The organism is Bradyrhizobium sp. AZCC 2289 (assembly GCF_036924615.1).
GTDB lineage: Bacteria > Pseudomonadota > Alphaproteobacteria > Rhizobiales > Xanthobacteraceae > Bradyrhizobium.
In genome coordinates, this window is record NZ_JAZHRY010000001.1 from 6,629,160 (window position 1) to 6,650,013 (window position 20,854).

Sequence of the window (20,854 nt, forward strand, 5' to 3'; positions counted from 1 at the left end):
CCGTTCCGATGCAAATCGGAACGGAGAAGGCTCGGGCACTGTCCCGGGATCTACGAAAAACGGCCTATTTCCAGACCGATTTGTCGGCATCCCAGCGCTGGCCTTTGAATTCCCTGGCCAACGCGTCGACCGAGCCGTTGTCGTTCTTGGGCTCGCCGCCTTCCTCGTCGCCGCTGGCCTCTTCGGACAGGTTCAGCCTGGGACCCGCGGATTCGTCCGATGTCGTGATCACGGGGCTCGAGATCCACAGGATCAGCCGGTCGGATGCGCCCGGTTTGTCCGGCGACACCTGCGCCGTGATCTCGACGCTCTCGGTGAGGCCGAGCGCGGGATAGACCTGGCTCGGACGCTTGAAGGTCAGTTTCAGTTTTCCGGTATTGGCGTTCCACGCCGCAGCGTCGGCTTTCGCCGCAAGCGTCCTGGCCAGCACGCTGGAAACCGCCGACGCGATCTTGTCCTTGTTGATCTTGTCGCCGTCGCGCCATTCCGCTGACGCAAAGCGGATGGTGCGATCCATCTCCATGCTGCCGCTGGTCCAGCCGGCCGCAACCACGCCGGGCGCCGACTTCGCCCTGGCGATCAGGGCTGCGGCGTGATCGGGATCGACGGTGAGGTTGATGGTCTGCTCGCCGGCGCGCATCGCATCGCAGGACACGGAGAGGCTGCCAAGGCCGACCTCGACGGCCTCGCCCTTCAGGCTCTTCAGGTAGTCCAGCGCGGCGTCGAGCTTGACCCGCACGCCGACCGATTCCGGCGACACCTCGGTAAAGTCCTTAGGAGCCGGCGTGATGCCGTCATCGGTGGTCTGGTTATCGAGAAATTCCTTCTCGCTGAGATCGGAATTGTCCGAAGACGTCACCTCGGTCACGGTCTGGCCGACGGTGATCTGGCCACGGAATTCGAAACTGTCGCCGGTGGGCTTGCGCGTCAGCTTGATGGTGACCGGCAGTTTATCGCTGACGGTTTGCGTGGCGCCGGTCAGGTTCTGGCCGTTGACGGCGAGGTTGGCGACAAAGCGGTCCTTGCGGTCGGAACCTTTCTCGGCGGGGTAGCAGACATCGAGCACGGCCGCGGTGACGTTCTTGCCCTGGCGGGTTTCCTTCAGGACCACGTCGGCATTGCCGTCCATCAACCCGTCGATCGAGGTGAAATATCTGACCTCGTTGGCGCCAGGCGCGGCCTTGGAGGGGAGTTTCATCTGGGCGAAAGCGAGGTCCGGCGAGGCCGTCACCAGACCGAACAGGCAGAGCAGGAGCGCGCGCATCTGAAATTCCTCGAAAGGACAGAATCGGTATGGTCGTAGCTACCAAACCTCGATGTCATTAGCCAAAAAGAAGGCCGCCCGGAGGCGGCCTTCGATTTCATCAGAGGTAACGGACGGGGGCCTTAGAAGCCCATGCCGCCCATTCCACCCATGCCGCCGCCGCCACCGCCCGGCATCGGAGCCGCCGGCTCCTTCGGCAGTTCGGCGACCATGGCTTCGGTGGTCACCAGCAGGCCGGCCACGGAAGCCGCGTCCTGCAGGGCGGTGCGCACCACCTTGGCCGGGTCGATGATGCCCTTGGCAACCATGTCGACATATTCCTCGGTCTGGGCGTCGAAGCCCCAGGTCTCCGACTTGTTCTCGAGGATCTTGCCGACCACGATCGAGCCTTCGACGCCGGCGTTCTCGGAGATCTGGCGGACCGGGGCTTCCAGCGCCTTCAGCACGATATTGATACCGGCCTGGACGTCGGAATTGTCGTTGGTGAGACGGCCGACCGCCTTCTTGGCGCGCAATAGCGCCACGCCGCCGCCGGGCACGATGCCTTCCTGCACCGCGGCGCGGGTCGCATTGAGGGCGTCCTCGACGCGATCCTTCTTCTCCTTCACCTCGATCTCGGTCGCACCGCCGACGCGAATGATCGCGACGCCGCCGGCGAGTTTTGCCAGACGCTCCTGCAGCTTCTCGCGGTCGTAGTCCGAGGTGGTCTCCTCGATCTGCGCCTTGATCTGGCCGACGCGGGCTTCGATGTCCTTTTTCTTGCCGGCGCCGCTGACGATCGTGGTGTTTTCCTTGTCGATCACGACCTTGCGGGCGCGGCCGAGCATGTTGATGGTGACGCTTTCCAGCTTCATGCCGAGCTCATCGGAGATCAGCTGACCGCCGGTCAGGATCGCGATGTCTTCCAGCATCGCCTTGCGGCGATCGCCGAAGCCGGGCGCCTTGACGGCGGCGACCTTCAGGCCGCCGCGCAGGCGGTTGACCACCAGCGTCGCCAGCGCCTCGCCTTCGACGTCTTCGGCGATGATCAAAAGCGGGCGGCCGGACTGAACCACCGCTTCGAGCACCGGCAGCATCGACTGCAGGCCGGACAGCTTCTTCTCGTGCAGCAGCACGTAGACGTCCTCGAGCTCGGCCGTCATCTTCTCGGCATTGGTGATGAAGTAGGGCGACAGGTAGCCGCGGTCGAACTTCATGCCCTCGACGATATCGACCTCGGTCTCGAGCGACTTGTTTTCCTCGACCGTGATGACGCCTTCGTTGCCGACCTTCTGCATCGCCTGCGCGATCATCTTGCCGATGGCGGCGTCGCCATTGGCCGAGATGGTGCCGACCTGGGCGACCTCGGCGGAGGACGCGACCGGCTTGGCGCGCTTTTCGATATCCTTGACCACGGCTGCGACCGCGATGTCGATGCCGCGCTTCAGGTCCATCGGGTTCATGCCGGCGGCGACCGACTTGCCGCCTTCGCGCACGATCGCCTGCGCCAGCACGGTCGCCGTGGTGGTGCCGTCACCGGCGGTGTCGTTGGTCTTGGAGGCGACTTCGCGCAGCATCTGCGCGCCCATGTTCTCGAACTTGTCGTCGAGCTCGATTTCCTTGGCGACGGTGACGCCGTCCTTGGTGATGCGCGGGGCACCAAAACTCTTTTCGATGACGACGTTGCGGCCCTTGGGGCCGAGCGTCACCTTCACTGCGTTGGCGAGGATATCGACGCCGCGCAGCATGCGATCGCGGGCGTCTCCGGAAAACTTAACGTCTTTGGCGGCCATGGTTGATTGCTCCTGGGAAATGAACCTCATCCTGAGGAGCGGGCCTTGGCCCGCGTCTCGAAGGATGAGCTTGTGGAAAGTACCCTTCGAGACGGCAGCTTCGCTGCCTCCTCAGGGTGAGGTCAGTGTGTTGTCAGGCCAGCACGCCCATGATGTCGGACTCCTTCATGATCAGGAGCTCCTCGCCGTCGAGCTTGACCTCGGTGCCCGACCATTTGCCGAACAGCACGCGGTCGCCGACCTTGAGATCGATCGGGATCAGCTTGCCAGCTTCGTCACGGCCGCCCGGGCCGACCGCGGTGACTTCACCCTGCGAGGGCTTTTCCTTGGCGCTGTCGGGAATAATGATGCCGCCCTTGGTCTTCTCTTCGGCATCGATACGCTTGACCACGACGCGGTCATGCAGCGGACGGAATGTGGATTTAGCCATGACATTTCCTCTTGGAGGCTTGGTTTCAGGTCTGGTTCATCGAGACTGGCGTGTAATGCCGGCTGGTCGACACCGCGGGGCAGGAGGCCCCACGCCTTTAGCAATCATGGTATTGGAGTGCTAATTGTGGGTCGGGGAATATGGCTTGGCGCCGATCCTGTCAAGCAAGAGGGTTAAGGCCTTGGTGAGGCCAATATAGGATGCTCACTGGGAAACCAAATCGGAGCGGCGACGTATTTTAATGGACGTCATTGCTCCGGCTGACGTTTTGCGCTTGGCTGCATGACGGGTGCGGCCGGGAAATTGCTCGGGGGAATGCGATGATCGGGTTACGGAATGCGCGTGCGGTGGCCAACCTGGCGGCCGCCTCGGCGCTGTCGATATTCCTCGGGGCGTGCGGCAGCATGAGCCTGCCGTCGCTATCGTCGAACACCACGGCTGAACCGACGGAACCCGGGGTCGCCCCGGAAATGCCGGCGAGCATCCGGGCCGACGAAATCGTCGGCCGTTGGGGCCTCGCCTCGTTCCAGAATCCGACGGATCGCGCCCGCACCGAAAAGATGGCGAAGGACCAGTGCAGGCAACCCTACGTGATCGGCGCCGGCCAGTCCGGCGGCGTGGTCATGCATCTGGCCGACCAGGCGACGCCGCAGGAGCTGCGGCTGAAGGGCAGCCCGAGCGGCAAGAATTATATCGGTCCGGCGGGGCCGACCCCCGGCGAGCAGGACCGCGAGATCGTCTCGTTCGATGGCCGCGTCCTGATCACCCGCTTCATCGACAAGGATGCCGCGACCCGCTACGGCAACATGGTCTATGTCCGCTGCGCGCCCCGCGCCTGAGCCGCCAGAAATTTAACCTAACCCGAAATTAGAAAACGCCGGCATCGCGCCGGCGTTTCGTCGTTCGGAGGACGGTGCCGCCGGGAGTTGCCCCGGCGTGTCCAAAATTCAGTCGAACAGCGCGTCGATGTCGTCCTGGGAAGCGTGACCGATGTCGCCGTCCAGCTTCGGGCCGTTGAGCAGCTTGGCGTCGCCTTCGCGGTGATCGACGATCGGCGCCGCGTGGGCCTTGATGGCGTCGACGCCACCCCAGATTTCCATCATCACGGTGATGTGGCTTTCGATGAACTTCATCGCACCCATCACCTTGCTGATGCGCTGGCCGGTGAGATCCTGGAAGTTGCAGGCCTCGAAGATCGAGATCACGCGTTCCTGGATTTCCTCACTGAGCAGCTTCTGCTGGTCCGGCGAGGTGTTCTTGGACAGCGCGGTCGCAGCCTGATCGATCGCCTCGGTGGCTTCGAGAATCTGCTGGGTGGCCTGTTCGGTGCCGCCGACCACGGCGCCGAGCTCGCCATTGACCTTGGCCATTTCGCCGCCGTCGAAGCTCTTGCCGTGCAGGGTTGCGATTTCGCGCTTGGTGCGGTTGATGGCGTCGTGGATCAGGTCGAGCTCGACCTTGAGCTTTTCGCACTGCTCGATCTGGGCGCGATAGGTTTCCAGGAGCGTGTGGGCTTCGGCAACCTCGCGCGCGACCGACGCTTCGGCGGTTTCGGTCACCGCGGCGCGGCCGGTGCCGTTGGCCATCTGGGCGCGGATGGAGCGGAGCTCGGCCATGATCTCGCGATGCATCGGGCCGATGTCCTCGCCGTCGGCGGACATTGGCACTTCGCCCATAATGGCTTCTTCAATACGAAAACGCTTGCGACTGACCGACATGAGTTTTTTCCCACCCCTTCACTCCCAATGTTTTACGCAGATGCGATTTAACGTGAGGTTCACGCGCGGGAACAGGCCGCCGCGTCTTTGCCGGCCGCTGCACACCATCGATTAACCATGCGCGGCCAGCGTTCACTCAAAATAAACGCTACCGGACAAATCCGCGCGCGATTGACGACGTGGTGAATCGAAACGCCGTTTCCGTTTACCAAACCGATGCGGTTTTGATTTTAATTGATCGCGTGCAACGGCGGCGTTCAGACGCTCCCAAGAACTGAACAGTGACGAAACAGTACAGAGTACGTCGATGAAGAAAATGTCCCTCGCGCTGCTGGCCAGCGCGTCCTTCCTGGTTGCGGGTCCTCATCAAGCATTGGCGATCGATGTCGCGCCGCTTCCCGAACCTGCAATAGTCTACGCCAATCAGCCCGCGCCGCCGGCGCCGGTGCGCATGGCCTCCGCCGAACGCTCCAACATGGGCGGCGGCTTCATCGAATTCCTGTTCGGCGACGGACCGGGGCAAGGCAACCTGCAGCAGCCGATGTATCAGCAGCAGCCCGGATACGGCGCGCGGCGTTCGCTGCTGCCGCCGATGGACCCGCAGCAATCGATGCCGCAGCAGGAAGAAGCGGCCGATCCCGCGCAGCGCCCGTTCGATCCCAGATATGAAAAGCAGGTGGTCGAGTATCACGGCAAGGAAGGCGCCGGCACCATCGTCGTCGACACGCCGAACAAGTTCCTGTTCCTGGTGCAGGGCGACGGCAAGGCGTTGCGCTACGGCATCGGCGTCGGCCGGCCCGGCTTCACCTGGTCCGGCGTCAAGACGATCTCGGCCAAGAAGGAATGGCCGGCCTGGACGCCGCCGCCGGAAATGCTGGTGCGCCGTCCCGACCTGCCGCGGCACATGGAAGGCGGTCCGCAAAATCCGCTCGGCGCGCGCGCGATGTATCTGGGATCGTCGCTCTATCGCATCCACGGCTCCAACGAGCCCTGGACCATCGGCACCAACGTCTCGTCCGGCTGCATCCGGATGCGAAATGAAGACGTGATGGATCTCTACGGCCGCGTCGGCGTCGGCACCAAGGTCGTCGTCATCTGATTGCGGGGAGCTCAATCAAAAACGGCCGCTCGATCGGGCGGCCGTTTTATTTTTGAGGGATGAATCGGCTCAGGCGTAGTCAGAACCGCCGTCGTCATCAAAGCCGTCGGAATCGTGATCCATGTCGTTGTCGTTGTCGTCGTCGTTCGACGCCTGGTCGAACAGGCCGGCGCGCGAACTGGAGCCATCGTCGGCGCGCTGTCCGGAGGAGCCGATGTCGTTGATCCCGGCATCCCGCGCCAGGTCGCTGCCCGATTGATCGCTCCACGGCTTCTGGTTGCCGCCAAGTCCGCTGGAATCGGCGAAGGCTTGATGGCCGCCGCCGCCCATCATCGAACGGATGCTGCCGAGCAGCAGCGATCCACCGACCATGCCGGCCGCGGCCGCAGCCGCGGTTCCCAGGAACGAGCCGCCACCGCCGATCGGAGATTGCGGCGCGCCATAGGACTGACCGCCATAAGGCTGGCCGCCATAGGACTGGGACTGACCATACGGCGGCTGATTATACTGTCCGGGCGATTGCGACTGCTGCAACACCTGGCCGCTGTTCCATACCGGGCGGCTGCCCATATCGGGCGCGCGGACGTTGGGCACCGAACCATGCGGCGGCTGGCCTTGCCCGAAGATCGCGTCGCGCATCGAATCGAGGAAGCCGCCGGATTGACCTTGTCCGGATTGATTCTGTTCAGGCGAAAGCGCCGCTTCCAATTCCTGGATGTGGGCATTGGCGCGCTTCAGCGCCTCGTCCTGCACCAGCGCCGTCTGCACCAGCGCGTACACGGAGTTGGGCGCCTTGCGCAGGCCTTGCATGATCGCGGACATGGCCTCGGGATCGCGCGGGGTGTTCTCCAGTTTGGCGAGCCGGTCGAAAAGATCGTCAATCAGTTGGCGTTCTTGCGGTGTCATGGCCTTCTCCCTCGCGTCGAATGGGTGTCGAAGCGCGCTGGAGATGTAGGCGGGCTTTGTGTCGCAAGTAGTGGGAGGGCGGATTAAATTTCGGTATGCGACAAAACGGCCGGCCGGCCTTTCCTCAGCGATATCAATCCAGTGTAACATTATTCGCGGCCAATAGCGCCGGGAAATCGGCGCTTGCCAGATACGCGTGCTCGGTTTCGCGCTGGGTGGTCAGGGGATCGAGGCTGACGAGGGTTTCATCGACGAAGCCGGGATGGCACATCACGAGGCCGCCCTCCGGCAAGCAATCGAGGAATTGGCGCATCAGCACGCCGAAATCCGGCTGGCCGGTGAAATCATAGGCACCGGCGAAGGCGGGGTTGAAGGCGATGTTCGCGCGCGAAGCCTTTTTGCGAAATTGCGCACTGAGGACGTCGAGCACCAGCGCCTTGGGCGCGCCGAGCCGTTGTGCCAGCGGTTGCCGGCGTCCGCCCTGCCGAACCCAGGCGCCGGGCGCGGCTTCCCTGACGGCTTGCAGAAATGCGTCGCGGATCTGCGGAAACAATTGCACATGCTGGTGGCCGTCGACGAACTCAGGATCGCGGCCGAACAGATCCTTGAACGCCGTGAGCTGCACCATCAGCTCGGCGTGGATGATCTCGGGATCGAGCCGCCGCAACAGGCCTGCGCGCAACATCTTTGCAAACGGCAGGAACATGCCGCCGTCGGTCGGCCGGAAGTGCATCGTCAGCGGACGGAACGGGGCTGTCAGGGTCGCGTGCAGCCCGATCGCGCAGCGCTGGCGGTCGGCGGCGACGCGCTTCAGTGCAGCGACCTCGTCACGGCCGATCGCAGCACCGACCACCATCGCCGATGTCGCATTGAGACGGCCGCGCGCGATCAGGTCGCGAATGCCGCGGTTGACGCCTTCACTGAGACCGTAATCATCGGCGCACAGCCAGATCCGGCGCGAAGGCGCGGCGTCGTTCATTCGGCGGCGGTCCGCTCGCCATCGCGTTCAGCCGGTTCGGCTTCAGCGCGCTTCTCGCTGTGTTCAGCAACGAAATAGATCGGACGCGCTTTCAACTCCGACAGGATCTTGCCGATATATTCGCCGACAATGCCGATCATGATGAGCTGCACGCCGCCGATGGTCATCAGGCCGATCACCAGCGAGGGATAGCCGGGAACCTGCTTTCCGGTGGTCCAGACCTCCCACAGGATGGAGAGGCCGAACAGGAAAGCCCCCGCCGCCAACACGACGCCGAGCAGGCTGGCAAACCGTAGCGGCGCCACCGAGAAAGAGGTCAGCCCTTCGATCGACAGGCCGACCAGCCGGCCCGCGCTGAATGTGGTGACGCCATGCGCGCGCGGCGCCGGCTCGTAGTCGACGCGGATCTGGCGGAAACCGATCCAGGTCGCGAGCCCCTTGAAGAACCGGTTGCGCTCGGGAAGCTGCTTCAGCGCGGCGGCCGCGCGCGGCGACAGCAGGCGGAAATCGCCGGCATCCTCGGGGATTTTCTGCCGCGCGCCCCAATTGATCAGCGCGTAGAAGCCGTGCACCGCAAGCCGGCGCAGGAACGATTCATTGTCGCGATGGGCCTTCGCCGTATAGACGACGTCGTAACCGTCATCGATCCAGTGGCCGACGAGCCTCTCGACCAGGCTCGGCGGGTGCTGGCCGTCGCCGTCCATGAACAGGACCGCGCCGCGCCTTGCATGGTCGAGTCCCGCCATCAGCGCCGCTTCCTTGCCGAAATTGCGCGACAGCGACACCACCTGGACGTCGAGCGCATCCGCCGCGAGGCCGCGCGCAATGGTGAGCGTGGCGTCGGCGCTGCCGTCATCGACATAGACCACTTCGCAGGCGAGGCGGTAACGGCCCCTCAGCGTTTTGGCGAGGCCGACCAGCCGCTCGTGCAGCGGTGCGAGCCCTGCGGCCTCGTTGTACAGCGGCACGACGATCGACAGCCCCTGCGCCGCAGCATTGGCCGCGGTGGTCGACAGGCTAGAAACGTCCGTACCCAGCATCATCGGTCAGGTTCCAAAGTTCCCATGGCAGCATATGCTACTCGCCGCTTGCTGTCGCAACCATGAACGAAAACGCCTCACGGCCGCAGGAACGCCTCGAGTTTGGCGAACAGCGGGTTTTCGCGGTCGAGCACATAGTCGAGCGAAGCCACCGACACGGTGTCGGCGCCATGCTGGCGAAGGAAGCTGCCGAGCGCGTAAAGGTGCATCGGCGGGCAGTGCAGCGTCAGCATTCCGGAAGAGGTCGGTCCGCCGAACGGCGCGACCACGCCGAAACGATTATGCGCTTCGGTTAGCAGCGCGTCGTTGCAGCCGGCAAAACGGGTGCGGACCTCGCGGTACTTGCTGGCGCGCGCGCGGGCGGCGATGTGATCGAGGATGACGCGCGCGGTTTCGCGCGCTTCGCTCGACCAGTCGGCGTCCTTTGAGGCCACGAGGTTGGCCTGGCTGCGCAGGATGATGCCGTCGTCGAGCACCTTGAGACCATTGGCGGCGAGCGTGGCCCCGGTCGTGGTGATGTCGACGATCATCTCGGCGGTGCCGACCGCGGGCGCGCCTTCGGTGGCGCCGGCGCTCTCGACGATGCGGTAGTCGACCACGCCGTGGGAGGCAAAGAAGCTCCGGGTCAGGTTGATGTATTTGGTCGCCACCCGCATCCGCCGGTTATGCTGGGCGCGGAAGCCGGTGGTGACGTCGTCGAGATCGGCCATGGTGCGGACGTCGATCCAAGCCTGCGGCACCGCGACCACGACATTGGCGCTGCCGAAGCCGAGGGTGTCGATCAGGAGAACGCGCTTGTCCGCATCGGCGATGCTTTCGCGCACCAGATCCTCGCCGGTGACGCCGAGATGCACCATGCCGCGCGAAAGCTGGGAAGCGATCTCGCTCGCCGAGAGATAGGCGATCTCGACATGGTCGAGGCCCGCGATGGTGCCGCGATAGTCGCGCGCGCCGCGCGGTTTTGCCAGCGACAGCCCGGCGTGCGTAAAGAACGCTTCGGCGTTTTCCTGCAGGCGGCCTTTCGAGGGGACCGCGAGAACGAACGGCGCGGTCATGATTGGCCTCCGCGCGCGGGCTTGCCCAGTTGCGTCAGGGTTTCGATCCACACCGAGAATCCGACCGCGGGGATCGGGGAGGCGGCGCCGAGCTGGGTCATCAACCCATCATAACGGCCGCCCGCCACCAGCGGCTCGACGTCATTGCCCCTGGCGTGCAGCTCGAACTCGAAGCCGGTGTAATAATCGAGGCCGCGCCCGAACGAGGTGGAAAAACGCGTCAGGCCGGTGTCGATGCCGCGCGCGGCCATGAAGCCGACGCGGCTTTCGAACTGATCGATCGCCGCAGTGATATCGAGCTTGGCGTCCTCGGCCAGCGCCCGCAATTGTGCGATTGAGTCATCAGGATCGCCCGCGATTGCGAGGGAAGCGCTTGATGATCCCGAGCGCATCGCGCGGCAGCGCGCCGCCCTTCAAGGTCGATTGTTCGAGGAAGCGGTCGGCGATTTCGGCAACCGTACGGCCGCCGACATTGGTGGTGCCGGCGATCGACATCAGGTCGGTGACCAGCGCCAGCGCCGCCTTGCGGTCGGAGCCGGCAAGGGCCGCCAGCACGCCCTCATATTCGTTGCGGCCGGGTGCGGTCGCCAGCGTCAGCCGCTCGATATCCTCGGCGAGACTGACCTTGCGGTTGAAATCCTTGATCAGCCGCCGCCGCCAGACCGGATAGAGCCCGAGCGCGTCGATCAGTGCGTTGAACAGCGCGACGTCGCCGGTGCGGATTTCGACATCCTTCAGTCCAAAGGCGGTGGTCGCCTCCAGCGCCAGCGCCAGCATTTCCGCATCCGCCGCGGCGCGATCCTGCCGGCCGAAGGATTCGATGCCGGCCTGCAAGAACTCGCTCGGCTGGCCGCCGCGATAGCGGAATACCGGGCCGAGATAGCTGAAACCCTGGGGCTGCCCGGCCTGGCCGGAGGCGAGATAGTCCCGCGCCACCGGAATGGTGAGATCGGGACGAAGGCACAGCTCCTCGCCGCTGGGGTCGGTCGTCAGATAAAGGCTCTTGCGGATGTCCTCGCCGGAGAGATCGAGGAACGGCTCGGCCGGCTGCAGGATGGCGGGCTCGGCCCGGACGTAACCGGCCTGCGCAAACGACCACAGCAGTGCGTCCGCCCATGCGGCGGACCCGGTGGCACCACTTACGGCGGCGGTCACGGTCATTTCGACGTCCAAATAGCCCCGAAAATCGGGTTCCAGAGGGGTTGCGGTGGTTCCAAGGGCTCGGCTGGCGCAGCCCTTAGCACGGCCAAAGCGGGGTTTCGACAGCGATTGGCCAAGTGGCTTAATGCAAGTGGCTTAATGACCGGGTGCGTTAACGATTTTAGCCGGACTTGGCTAGCCCGATCCGCCCCAGTCGCCACGCGCCGCCTGCACCAGCGCCAGCGCCGCGACGCCGGCGGTGTCGGCCCGCAGGATCCGTGGTCCCAGCGAAAGCCTCAAGGTTTGCGGCTGCCGCAACAACAGCGCGCGCTCCTCCTCGGCAAATCCGCCCTCGGGGCCAATCAGGACGTCGATCCCGGCCGCGGCCGAGGTCCCCTGCAGCGCCTCCAACGGATTTTCGACCTCGGCGGCCTCGTCGCAAAACACCAGCAGCCGCCTGCTCTCGCGCTGGCTCAGGAAGCGATCGAAGGGCACGGGCTCGGCGACCTCGGCCAGGCTCAGGATGCCGCATTGCTCGGCGGCTTCGATGACATTGGCACGCATCCGCTCGCCATTGACCCGTGAGACCTGGGTGAATCGCGTCAGAACCGGCTGCAGCGACGACGCACCCATTTCGACTGCCTTTTGCACCATGTAGTCGAGCCGGGCATGTTTCAGCGGCGCGAACACATAGGCGATATCGGGCAGGCGATCCTGCGGCCGGGTTTGGGCTGTGATCGTCAGGCTGTCCGGCCGTTTGCGGCCCGCAATCTCGGCCTGCCACTCGCCGTCGCGTCCGTTGAAAACCAGGATCGATTCGCCGGCGGAAAGCCGCAGCACGTTGCCCAGATAATTGCTCTGGTTTTGCTCGAGCGTAACCGATTGCCCCGGGCTCAAGGGGGCATCGACGAACAAGCGGGGGGCGCGCAAGTCGAGTTCAGGCATTTTGCGAGGTCCAATCCGTGCCGCCTTCTAGGCGTAAAACGCCGTTATTCGGAAATCCCGCTTCGATCCGCAAGACCGCTGGGGCTTTGATGATCCGCCACTTGATTGTGCCTCTGACCCCTGCCGCTGTCGCCCTTCAAGCGGGTCAGGTTTTCGCGCGGGGCGCATTTGCCGCTCCGCTGCCCGGTCAGGACGATTCGCGCGCGGCGGCAATGACAACGCGCCCGATTCGGCCGCCTTTGGCGTCGACCAAGAGGCCGGGGCCCGAAAGTCGAGTTCAGGCGGCGCTAATGGCCCGATCGGCGCCGCTTTTAGCCTAAAGCGTTAGAATCTGGAGGCGATTTTTGACCGCAGCGCGGCCCTACGCCGCGCTGTTGCCCAATTCGACGGGTTGTTAAGGGGCCCCAGCAATCGTAAAATGCCTTATCGCAAGTCGCGCTTCGATCGGAAGACGTTGGGGCCCGCTGGACCTTGCCGGAGAAACACCCGTGATCATCCGCCGCCTGATTGTGCCGCTGACCTTAGCCGTGACCATCCATGCGGGTCAGGCCTTCGCGCAGGGCGCGTTCCCGGCGCCGCTGCCCAATCAATCCGTCCAGCCCAACGATCCCGCATTTCCGCCGGTTAACGGCGCAGCGCCATCGGCCTCCATCGGCGCCACGCCGTCCGCATTTCCCTCCGGCGGAGCCGCGCCGATCTCCGGCTCGGCGTTCGAGCGCGGACCGGCGCCGCCATCCGGCGGTGCGGCGGACGCCTGCATGAAAGGGTTCATTCCCTTGCGCGAAGAGGCGGAGAAGCGCGGCAAGCTGATCAAGGCCGCGAGCGAGCGGCATGCGCCGCCGGACGAGGCCTGCAAGCTGATCGGAAATTTCGGCCAGTCCGAAATCAAGATGATCAAATACATCGAAGCCAACTCGGCCAAATGCGGAATTCCGCCGCAGATCGGCGATCAGCTCAAGGCCGGCCACAAGAACACCGAAGGAATGCTAAAGAAGGTCTGCGCGGTGGCGCAGCAGGCGCAGACGCGCGGGCCGGCCGCGCCGAGCCTGAGCGAAGTGCTGGGCTCCTCGGCGTCGGCTCCGGAAGCGACGCCGACGCAAAAGGGCGGCAGCACGTTCGATACGCTGAACGGCAACGTTCTCACCCGATGACCTGTCCAAGATGAGCGACGCCACCGCCCGCGTCGCCGATGCGACCGGCAACTGGGTCGACACGCGCGCGCCGTCGTGGTCGCGGCCCTATTTGCGGCTCTCGCGTTTCGACCGGCCGATCGGATCGTGGCTACTGTTGATGCCGTGCTGGTGGTCGGCGGCGCTGGCTACCGACGTCTCGCGCGCAATCGGCCAACTGCCCCTCGTCGTCGTGCTGTTCTTCATCGGCGCCTTTGTGATGCGCGGGGCGGGGTGCACCTGGAACGACATCACCGATCGCGATCTCGATGCAAAAGTCGAGCGGACGCGGTCGCGGCCGATACCGGCTGGCCAAGTGAGCGTGCCGCAGGCGCTCGCCTTCCTGGTGCTGCAGGCGCTGATCGGGCTGCTCGTGCTGCTGCAATTCAACCGCTTCGCGGTCGTGACCGGCATCGCTTCGCTGATCATCGTCGCGGTCTATCCCTTCATGAAGCGCATCACCTGGTGGCCGCAGGTCGTGCTTGGGCTGGCCTTCTCCTGGGGCGCGCTGATGGGATTTGCCGTCATCCTCGGACGGATCGACCTGACCGCGCTCGCGCTCTATGCCGGCTCGATCGCCTGGGTGATCGGCTACGACACCATCTACGCGCATCAGGACGCCGAGGACGACGCGCTGATCGGCATCAAATCCACCGCGCGCCTGTTCGGCGCGCGCACCCATCGGGCGCTGGCAGTGTTCTACACGCTCGCGGTCGCGCTGATCGGCGTTGCGCTGGTGCCGGCGGGGGCGCGATGGCCGGCATGGATCGGGCTTGCCGCGTTCGCGGCGCATCTGATCCGGCAAATCCGGCGGCTCGATATCGGCGATCCCGCGCTATGCCTGCGGATCTTCAAATCCAACCGCGACGCGGGGCTGCTGCTGTTTGCGGGATTGCTGGTGGATGCCGTGATGCGGGCGATCTAACGACGTCATCCCGGATGAGCGCAATTGCGCTCACTCGGGAGGTGCTCGCCATCTTCGGCGAGCCTCGAAGGATGACTTGCACCGGTGCGTGCTGCCATCCTTCGAAGCGCGCGAAGAGCACACCTCAGGATGACGTCGCTGTATGCGGCTAGAATAAAGCTCAATCCCGCGCGATGATCTCGCGCTCGCCCTGATAATTGATGTCCGGATTTGCCGCTGGCTCGACCCCGGTCGCGAATGACCCATAAGAGATGTCCGGAACTTGCTACGCTGCCGTCCTGTTTTTGATTTAGATCAACGTAAGCAGCCTCATCGATCGTCAACGGCCGCCTACAGCGCGGGAGAAGCCGCTGCAGCACGCGAGAAAGGCCACCATCCGCGGACGTATGGAACCATTCGAAACCGTGACGCGTTGAACGACTCTACCCGCGTAATGTTCCGCGGGCCGCAGAAGACGTTGTCGCGGTCGCGGCTGGCCGGAGGCACCGCTGTGTCGCCAACCCTTCGCTTGTCAGTAGGCTCACACCTCGCGGCGATCGCGGTCGGCGCTGTTGCCGCGACAGCATATCTGACTGTCTATTCGAACAACCCGCAATCGCTTGCAGACTACATCTCAGCAATCTGCGCGAAGCCTTTTGGTTCCGCGCCTGCCGCGGAGGCTCCGTACCTCGCCGAGAATGTCAGCGCGATGACAAAGATGATGATCGACATGGGTATCAGGCCGTCGGGCGATGTCGATACCGACTTTGTGGCGATGATGGTGCCCCACCATCAGGGTGCGATTGAGATGGCGCAGGCCGAACTCCGTTACGGACGCAATGAGCCACTCCGGCGCATGGCTCAGGAAATCATCGTCACCCAGCTGCAAGAGATCACTGCGATGCGGTTGTCGCTGGGCCAACCACTGCCGCCGTCGGTACCGTCGCCTGATCAAATCCCGCCCGCGGCAATGAGCGATTCGAAAATCGAGTAATGCACAACATCTGGTAAAGGAGCAGTGATATGGGACGCAGCTCAATTGTGGTCGTTCTGTTGCTCACGACAGCTCTTATCGGTGCCTGCTACGCCGTCGCCGGTCAGGTGCCGTCCGCCGCTTCCGATCCCGACATTCCCATCAGCCATCAAGATCGCGTCTACTCCGCTGAACAGTACTCGAACACCGTCTCCGTCACCGATCCCGTCGACAACAAGCTCGTTGGCACCATCCGTCTCGGCGATCCGCTGCCGGCCAATCTCAGTCCGCTCTATAAGGGCCAGCTGTTGGTGCACGGCATGGGGTTTTCGCCCGATCATCGCACCATTGCCGTTGTCGCCATCGGCTCGAATGCGGTGATCTTCATCGATACCGCGACCAATAGTGTAAAGCACATAACTTATGTTGGGCGCTCTCCGCACGAACCGTTCTTTACCATGGATGGCAGTGAGGTTTGGGTCGTCGTCCGCGGCGAGAACTACGTCTCCGTACTGGACGGCACAACTTACGAGGAGAAGACACGGATTACCGTTCCCAACGGTCCGGGCATGACGATCTTCTCCCCCGACGGCAAATACGGCTATGTCTGCTCCTCCTTTACACCAGAGACCGAAGTCATCACCGTTGCCGATCACAAAATCGTCGGCAGGGTTCCGCAAGCTAGCCCGTTCTGTCCCAACATCGCCGCAACGCCGGACAGCAAGCAGGTCTGGTTTACCCTGAAAGACACCGGCAAGACCCAAGTGTTCGATGGGCAACCGCCATTCGCGCTCTTGAAGACCCTCGACACCGGTCCGATCACCAACCACGTCAATATCGTGCGCAATGCCAACGGCATGTTCGCCTATGTCACTATCGGCGGGCTCAACGAAATTAAGGTGTTCCGCACTGACAATTTTGAGCGGGTCGCGACCATTCCGGTGGGCAAGTTACCTCATGGTATCTGGCCATCTGGGGACGGCACGCGAGTCTATGTCGGCCTCGAGAACGAGGATAAGGTAGCCGCAATTGATACACTAAAGAACGAAGTGATCGCGACTAGTCCGATCGGCCAAGCTCCGCAAGCCCTCGTATACGTGCCCGTTGCCGTGCCCGCGGTGAGCGGCACCCTCAACGCGGCAATGACCAGAATGATGGTCGTCCCCGAAGGTCTCGGAACCAACAACCTGCAGCCACTCGGCGTGGCTGGCCAATCGGCGCAGCTGTGGCTCGCGCTGCCGGGAGCAAACAAAGAGGAGAAAGCGCCCACCAGCGTTTCGCTGTCGGATCAGGGCTTGGTGCAAGTATTAGAGGCCGCGGTCACCGGGCTCGAGCCAGGAAAGCCATATCTGCTTGCGTTGGCGAGTGAGCCGTCGGGGACCGGCGTTCTCGAACCACTGCAAGGATTCATGACCAACCCCGCGGGCGCAGCCGTTGTCAATGCAATCGGACCAATCCGCCAGTTAGTACGTGGCGAGGACAAGATCCCGCGTCGCTACCTGGTGATCCTTCCCGGCACTCCCGATAACCACGGTGCTGCCGTTCAAGTCCAAACGGAATGAAGGGATTCTGACGCTGCACGATGACATGATTTGCTGCAGTTCGGCGCAGTCCCGAGCCTCGGAGAAGGCGATGCGACGAGGCGATTTCCAGCAAAGGGTTATCCGCCGCTAAACCGAATGAGGGAGATGCGACAATGAAGAAAAGCACGCCGATCAGTCTAGTTATTTCGGTGTTGATCGCCGTCTTGGCGGCCGGTGTCGCGATTTCCGCGCAGGACAAGTACACTTTGCAAGTACCGAACGGGCTCGCGTTCTCTGAGTTCAGGGGATACGAGGACTGGCCGGTGATCGCGATCAGTGAGAACGAAGGCGTAATTGCTGTGATCGTTGGGAATCCGGTGATGATCGACGCCTATAGGCAGGGCGTGCCCGACATTGGCAAGCCTTTCGCAGACGGCGCCAAGATGGCGAAAATTCACTGGACCCCGAAAAAACAAGAGACGTACCCTGGTCAGCCAACCGTGCCCGGTACCCAGCATGACGTTGATTTCATGGTGAAGGACAGCAAGAGGTTCGCGGACAGCGGCGGATGGGGATGGGGATGGGGCGCGTTTGAGTATGACGCGGTGTCCGATACGTTTAGGCCCGCCACCGTGGCGGACAATCCGCCCCAGGAAAACGACGCGAAGTGCGGGTTCGCGTGCCACACGGTGGTGCAGAACCGCGACTACGTATTCACGGAGTATGGAAAGAGGTGAGTATCGGATAGTGTTGACGGACGGTCGTGACGACTGCGCCGAACAGTGGTTGATGTCCGCACATGGCACATCGCGTCATTTCGCGGCGATGCAATAATTCGGTCGCTTTCGGTGCGAATCGGAAATCAGCAAGCCGCGCTTGCAGAAGCCTGATTTACCCGCCCTAATCCCGCGCGATGATCTCGCGCTCGCCCTGATGGATATTCGCAGGGTTGAGCAGGTCGCCGCCGCGGCGCCGCACCAGAAATTTCGGACGCCGCGCGCGGATTGCGTTGTGACGCCGGCGCCGGACCGCCGGTTCGCTCGGGTGGTCTTCCGGCAATTGCGGCAGCTGGAAGATATCGCTCCACATCTGCCAGGCGGAAGTAATCTCGTCGCGGTCGGAGCTCACGCCGAGCGGGATGTTCAAGGACGGGTCGCGATGGACCAGCACCAGCATCTGCGCGTCGTCGAGGCCGCGCAGGCCAACGCCGAGAAAGTCGCTGACGCGAACGTTAATGGCCATCTGCATGCCTTGGACGGCACGGTGCAGCACGACGCGTTCGCGGTGAAGTTCGATTCTCCGCACGCCGCCGTCTGCGCGGGTATCCTGCGCTTGGAAGCTGAGCGGAAGAGAAAGAGGGTCGAGCCGCATGACACGGCTCGACCCGGCGGGATTGATCCCGCTTGTTGATGTTTGACGCCTCACGGCTTTAGTCTCCCCGCCAGGATTATGTTCCCGGTCGATAGCTGAGACCTTAGCGGAGCCGTTTCCGTTTCGCCTTAAAAAGACTGGTTAACCCGCCGTGACCTGCCCTTCATCCGCTCGCATGATTGACAAGACCTTGGCTCACATGATTGACGAGACCTTGCGTGATTATCGAAATTGTTTGGCTTTTCCAGCCGCAAAATGCTTGAAATCCCTGTGAATCAGGCACATCTGGTGGGCCTGCTGATCTGCGTTCCCGCTCGCTTCAATGTCAGGGATTTTTTTTGTGAACTCTTCACCATCCAAGGCTTCACCATCCAAGGCTTCGCCGCGTTCGTCGAAAGACGCGACCTCCGACCTGTTCGACCAATCCGCGCTCTCGACGCTGGCGCAGCGCCTCGTCGAGGCCGCCAGGCGCGCGGGCGCTGACGCCGCCGATGCGGTGGCGGTGCGCGGCGTGTCGCAGGGCGTCGAAGTGCGCGACGGGCGCGTCGAGGAATCCGAGCGTTCCGAAGGCGACGATGTCGGATTGCGCGTGCTGGTCGGCAAGCGCCAGGCGGTGGTTTCGACCAACGACATCAGCGGCGATGGCGTCGCCAAGCTGGCCGAGCGCGCGGTGGCGATGGCGCGCGTGGCGCCCGACGACAAATATGTCGGGCTGGCCGATCCGTCGCTGTTGGCGCGCGATTTCCCCGATCTCGATTTGCTCGACCGCAAGGTGCCGTCGACGTCGGAACTCGAGCGCCGCGCCATGGAGGCGGAAGCCGCAGGCCTCGCGGTCAAGGGCGTCAGCAAATCCGGCGGCGCGTCCGCCTCGAGCGGTATCGGTGGCATGGTGCTGGTGACCTCCACCGGTTTCCACGGCTCTTATCTGCGCTCGAGCCAGGGCATCTCGATGACCGCGATTTCCGGCGACGGCACCGGCATGGAGCGCGACTACGATTTCACGTCGGCGCCGCATGCCTCCGATCTCGCCTCGCCTGAAAGCGTCGGCCGCAAGGCGGGCGAACGCACGGTGGCAAGGTCCAATCCGCGCAAGGTCGAGACCTGCAAGGTGCCCGTGGTGTTCGATCCGAGGGTCGCGGGATCGCTGGTCGGCCATCTCGTCGGCGCGGTCAACGGCGCATCGATCGCGCGCAAGACCAGTTTCCTGAAAGACCGTCTGGGCGAGCAATTGTTTGCCGGCAACATCCGCATCATCGACGATCCCCTGCGGGTGCGCGGCCTGCGTTCGCAGACCTTCGACGTCGAGGGCGTCAAGGTCAAGAAGCTCGCGATCATCGATGACGGCGTGCTGACCACCTGGCTCCTGGATTCCGCAACTGCCCGCGAGCTCGGCATGGTCACGACCGGGCACGCCCATCGCGGCGTATCGTCGTCGCCGTCGCCGTCTTCCTACAATCTGCATCTCGAAGCGGGCGAGCTGACGCCGAAACAGCTGATCTCCGATATTAAACAGGGATTTTACGTCACCGATCTGATCGGCTCTGGCGTCAATGGCGTCACCGGCGACTACAGCCGCGGCGCGTCCGGCTTCTGGATCGAGAACGGCGAGATCACCTATCCCGTCAGCGAAGTGACGATCGCGGGCCATCTGCTGCCGATGTTCAAATCGCTGGTCCCGGCCAACGATCTGGAGTTCCGCTACGGCGTCAATGCGCCGACGCTGCGCATCGAGGGTTTGACGCTTGGCGGACGCTGACACGATCGACAACACCAGCGCACGCGATGCCGCCCTGCTGACCGACACCGTGCGCGAGGCGGGCGCGCTGGCGCTGTCGCTGTTTCGCACCGAGTTGAAGAACTGGACCAAGGGCGCCTCGTCGCCGGTCTCCGAGGCCGATATCGCCGTCAACGATCTGCTTGAACGCAGGCTGCGCGCAGCGACGCCGGACTATGGCTGGCTGTCGGAAGAAAGCGTCGACGACGATGAGCGTCTCGGCAAGCCGCTGGTCTGGATCGTCGACCCCATCGACGGCACCCGCGCCTATCTCGCGGGCCGCGAAGACTGGTGCGTCAGCGTGGCGCTGGTGGCGGGCGCAACACCGGTGCTGGCGGCGGTGTTCGCGCCGGTCAGCGAAGAGTTCTTCTTTGCCGCGCGCGGGCAGGGCGCGACGCTCAACGACGTTGCGGTATCGGCGACCGCCGGCACCGAGCTGGATTTTTCCCGCATGGCCGGCCCCAAACCGCTGGTGCAGCGGCTGAGCCCGTCGGCGGAAGAAATCACGCTGTTTCCGCGAATCGGTTCATTGGCGCTGCGGCTGTGCCGGGTCGCGCAGGGCAGCCTCGATGCCGCTTTTGCGGGCGGCCAGAGCCGCGACTGGGACCTTGCGGCGGCCAATTTGATCGTGCAGGAAGCGAATGGTAGGATGACCGCGCTCTCGGGGGACACGATCGAGTACAATCGCCGGGAGGTGGCGCACGGGGTGCTGGTGGCAGCGGGACACGATCGTCATGCACGCATTGTCGAGCATTTTCGAAACCGTCCGTTGCCCTGAACACGTCGACGCGC

General features: G+C 63.7%; 19 protein-coding genes and 1 pseudogene. 9 read left to right on the plus strand and 11 right to left on the minus strand.

Annotated elements, in window-relative coordinates:
* Positions 1-64: 64 nt before the first annotated feature.
* The 3 genes from V1289_RS31435 to V1289_RS31445 form a co-directional block, all read right to left on the minus strand.
* Positions 65-1,264, minus strand: coding sequence for a hypothetical protein (locus tag V1289_RS31435; RefSeq protein WP_334401780.1), 1,200 nt, complete (start codon positions 1,262-1,264; stop codon positions 65-67).
* 122 nt (positions 1,265-1,386) lie between these two features.
* Positions 1,387-3,036 carry a chaperonin GroEL gene (groL, locus tag V1289_RS31440; protein ID WP_334401782.1) on the minus strand — a complete coding sequence of 550 codons (1,650 nt, stop codon included), beginning with the start codon at positions 3,034-3,036 and terminating at the stop codon, positions 1,387-1,389.
* A 133-nt stretch (positions 3,037-3,169) separates the two neighbouring features.
* On the minus strand, positions 3,170-3,466 hold the full coding sequence (locus V1289_RS31445) for a co-chaperone GroES (protein ID WP_074278937.1): 297 nt from the start codon (positions 3,464-3,466) through the stop codon (positions 3,170-3,172).
* 320 nt (positions 3,467-3,786) lie between these two features.
* Between V1289_RS31445 and V1289_RS31450 the strand changes: the two genes are divergently transcribed.
* Complete coding sequence (locus V1289_RS31450) at positions 3,787-4,305, plus strand: hypothetical protein (protein WP_309182512.1); 519 nt, start codon at positions 3,787-3,789, stop codon at positions 4,303-4,305.
* 108 nt (positions 4,306-4,413) lie between these two features.
* Here the strand turns inward: V1289_RS31450 and V1289_RS31455 are convergent, their stop codons facing one another.
* Positions 4,414-5,184, minus strand: coding sequence for a protein phosphatase CheZ (locus V1289_RS31455; RefSeq protein ID WP_334401787.1), 771 nt, complete (start codon positions 5,182-5,184; stop codon positions 4,414-4,416).
* Positions 5,185-5,491: 307 nt separating this feature from the next.
* Here V1289_RS31455 and V1289_RS31460 point away from each other — a divergent pair, with 307 nt between their 5' ends.
* Positions 5,492-6,283 (plus strand): L,D-transpeptidase family protein, encoded by a 792-nt coding sequence (locus V1289_RS31460; RefSeq protein WP_309182514.1) that lies wholly within the window; start codon positions 5,492-5,494, stop codon positions 6,281-6,283.
* Between the two features lie 69 nt (positions 6,284-6,352).
* On the opposite strand, the gene V1289_RS31465 is transcribed toward V1289_RS31460, so the two are convergent.
* From V1289_RS31465 to V1289_RS31490, 6 genes and pseudogenes are all read right to left on the minus strand, one after another.
* Positions 6,353-7,189 (minus strand): DUF2076 domain-containing protein, encoded by an 837-nt coding sequence (locus V1289_RS31465; protein ID WP_334401789.1) that lies wholly within the window; start codon positions 7,187-7,189, stop codon positions 6,353-6,355.
* A gap of 133 nt (positions 7,190-7,322) precedes the next feature.
* The gene (locus V1289_RS31470) at positions 7,323-8,168 is read right to left on the minus strand and encodes a ChbG/HpnK family deacetylase (RefSeq protein WP_334401791.1); all 846 of its coding nucleotides are present in this window, start codon (positions 8,166-8,168) and stop codon (positions 7,323-7,325) included.
* Entirely contained in the window at positions 8,165-9,211 is a 1,047-nt protein-coding gene (locus V1289_RS31475; protein WP_334401792.1) for a glycosyltransferase family 2 protein, read from the minus strand. The genes V1289_RS31470 and V1289_RS31475 overlap by 4 nt, the downstream gene beginning before the upstream one ends.
* 74 nt (positions 9,212-9,285) lie before the next feature.
* Complete coding sequence (gene hisG, locus V1289_RS31480) at positions 9,286-10,263, minus strand: ATP phosphoribosyltransferase (protein WP_334401794.1); 978 nt, start codon at positions 10,261-10,263, stop codon at positions 9,286-9,288.
* A pseudogene (locus tag V1289_RS31485) lies at positions 10,260-11,424 on the minus strand (ATP phosphoribosyltransferase regulatory subunit). The gene hisG and the pseudogene V1289_RS31485 overlap by 4 nt, the downstream one beginning before the upstream one ends.
* Positions 11,425-11,598: 174 nt before the next feature.
* Positions 11,599-12,348, minus strand: coding sequence for a 16S rRNA (uracil(1498)-N(3))-methyltransferase (locus V1289_RS31490; RefSeq protein ID WP_334401796.1), 750 nt, complete (start codon positions 12,346-12,348; stop codon positions 11,599-11,601).
* Positions 12,349-12,839: 491 nt separating this feature from the next.
* Between V1289_RS31490 and V1289_RS31495 the strand changes: the two genes are divergently transcribed.
* The 5 genes from V1289_RS31495 to V1289_RS31515 all read left to right on the plus strand — a co-directional run bounded on the left by V1289_RS31495 (position 12,840) and on the right by V1289_RS31515 (position 17,654).
* The gene (locus tag V1289_RS31495; protein WP_309184845.1) at positions 12,840-13,499 is read left to right on the plus strand and encodes a hypothetical protein; all 660 of its coding nucleotides are present in this window, start codon (positions 12,840-12,842) and stop codon (positions 13,497-13,499) included.
* 10 nt (positions 13,500-13,509) lie between these two features.
* Positions 13,510-14,442, plus strand: a complete 933-nt coding sequence (gene ubiA / locus V1289_RS31500) for a 4-hydroxybenzoate octaprenyltransferase (RefSeq protein ID WP_334401798.1) — start codon at positions 13,510-13,512, stop codon at positions 14,440-14,442.
* A 433-nt stretch (positions 14,443-14,875) separates the two neighbouring features.
* The gene (locus V1289_RS31505) at positions 14,876-15,415 is read left to right on the plus strand and encodes a DUF305 domain-containing protein (RefSeq protein WP_334401800.1); all 540 of its coding nucleotides are present in this window, start codon (positions 14,876-14,878) and stop codon (positions 15,413-15,415) included.
* Between the two features lie 29 nt (positions 15,416-15,444).
* Positions 15,445-16,956 (plus strand): YncE family protein, encoded by a 1,512-nt coding sequence (locus V1289_RS31510; protein WP_334401802.1) that lies wholly within the window; start codon positions 15,445-15,447, stop codon positions 16,954-16,956.
* A 134-nt stretch (positions 16,957-17,090) separates the two neighbouring features.
* Positions 17,091-17,654: a cytochrome P460 family protein gene (locus tag V1289_RS31515; protein ID WP_334401804.1), complete on the plus strand. Its 564-nt coding sequence runs from the start codon at positions 17,091-17,093 to the stop codon at positions 17,652-17,654.
* A gap of 163 nt (positions 17,655-17,817) precedes the next feature.
* Here V1289_RS31515 and V1289_RS31520 read toward each other — a convergent pair whose 3' ends face one another.
* On the minus strand, positions 17,818-18,342 hold the full coding sequence (locus V1289_RS31520) for a DUF6101 family protein (RefSeq protein ID WP_334401806.1): 525 nt from the start codon (positions 18,340-18,342) through the stop codon (positions 17,818-17,820).
* Positions 18,343-18,628: 286 nt separating this feature from the next.
* On the opposite strand from V1289_RS31520, the gene V1289_RS31525 reads away from it, so the two are divergent.
* Together V1289_RS31525 and V1289_RS31530 are read left to right on the plus strand one after the other, a co-directional pair.
* The gene (locus V1289_RS31525; RefSeq protein WP_334401808.1) at positions 18,629-20,044 is read left to right on the plus strand and encodes a TldD/PmbA family protein; all 1,416 of its coding nucleotides are present in this window, start codon (positions 18,629-18,631) and stop codon (positions 20,042-20,044) included.
* Complete coding sequence (locus V1289_RS31530; protein ID WP_334401810.1) at positions 20,031-20,840, plus strand: 3'(2'),5'-bisphosphate nucleotidase CysQ; 810 nt, start codon at positions 20,031-20,033, stop codon at positions 20,838-20,840. The genes V1289_RS31525 and V1289_RS31530 overlap by 14 nt, the downstream gene beginning before the upstream one ends.
* Positions 20,841-20,854: the final 14 nt, after the last annotated feature.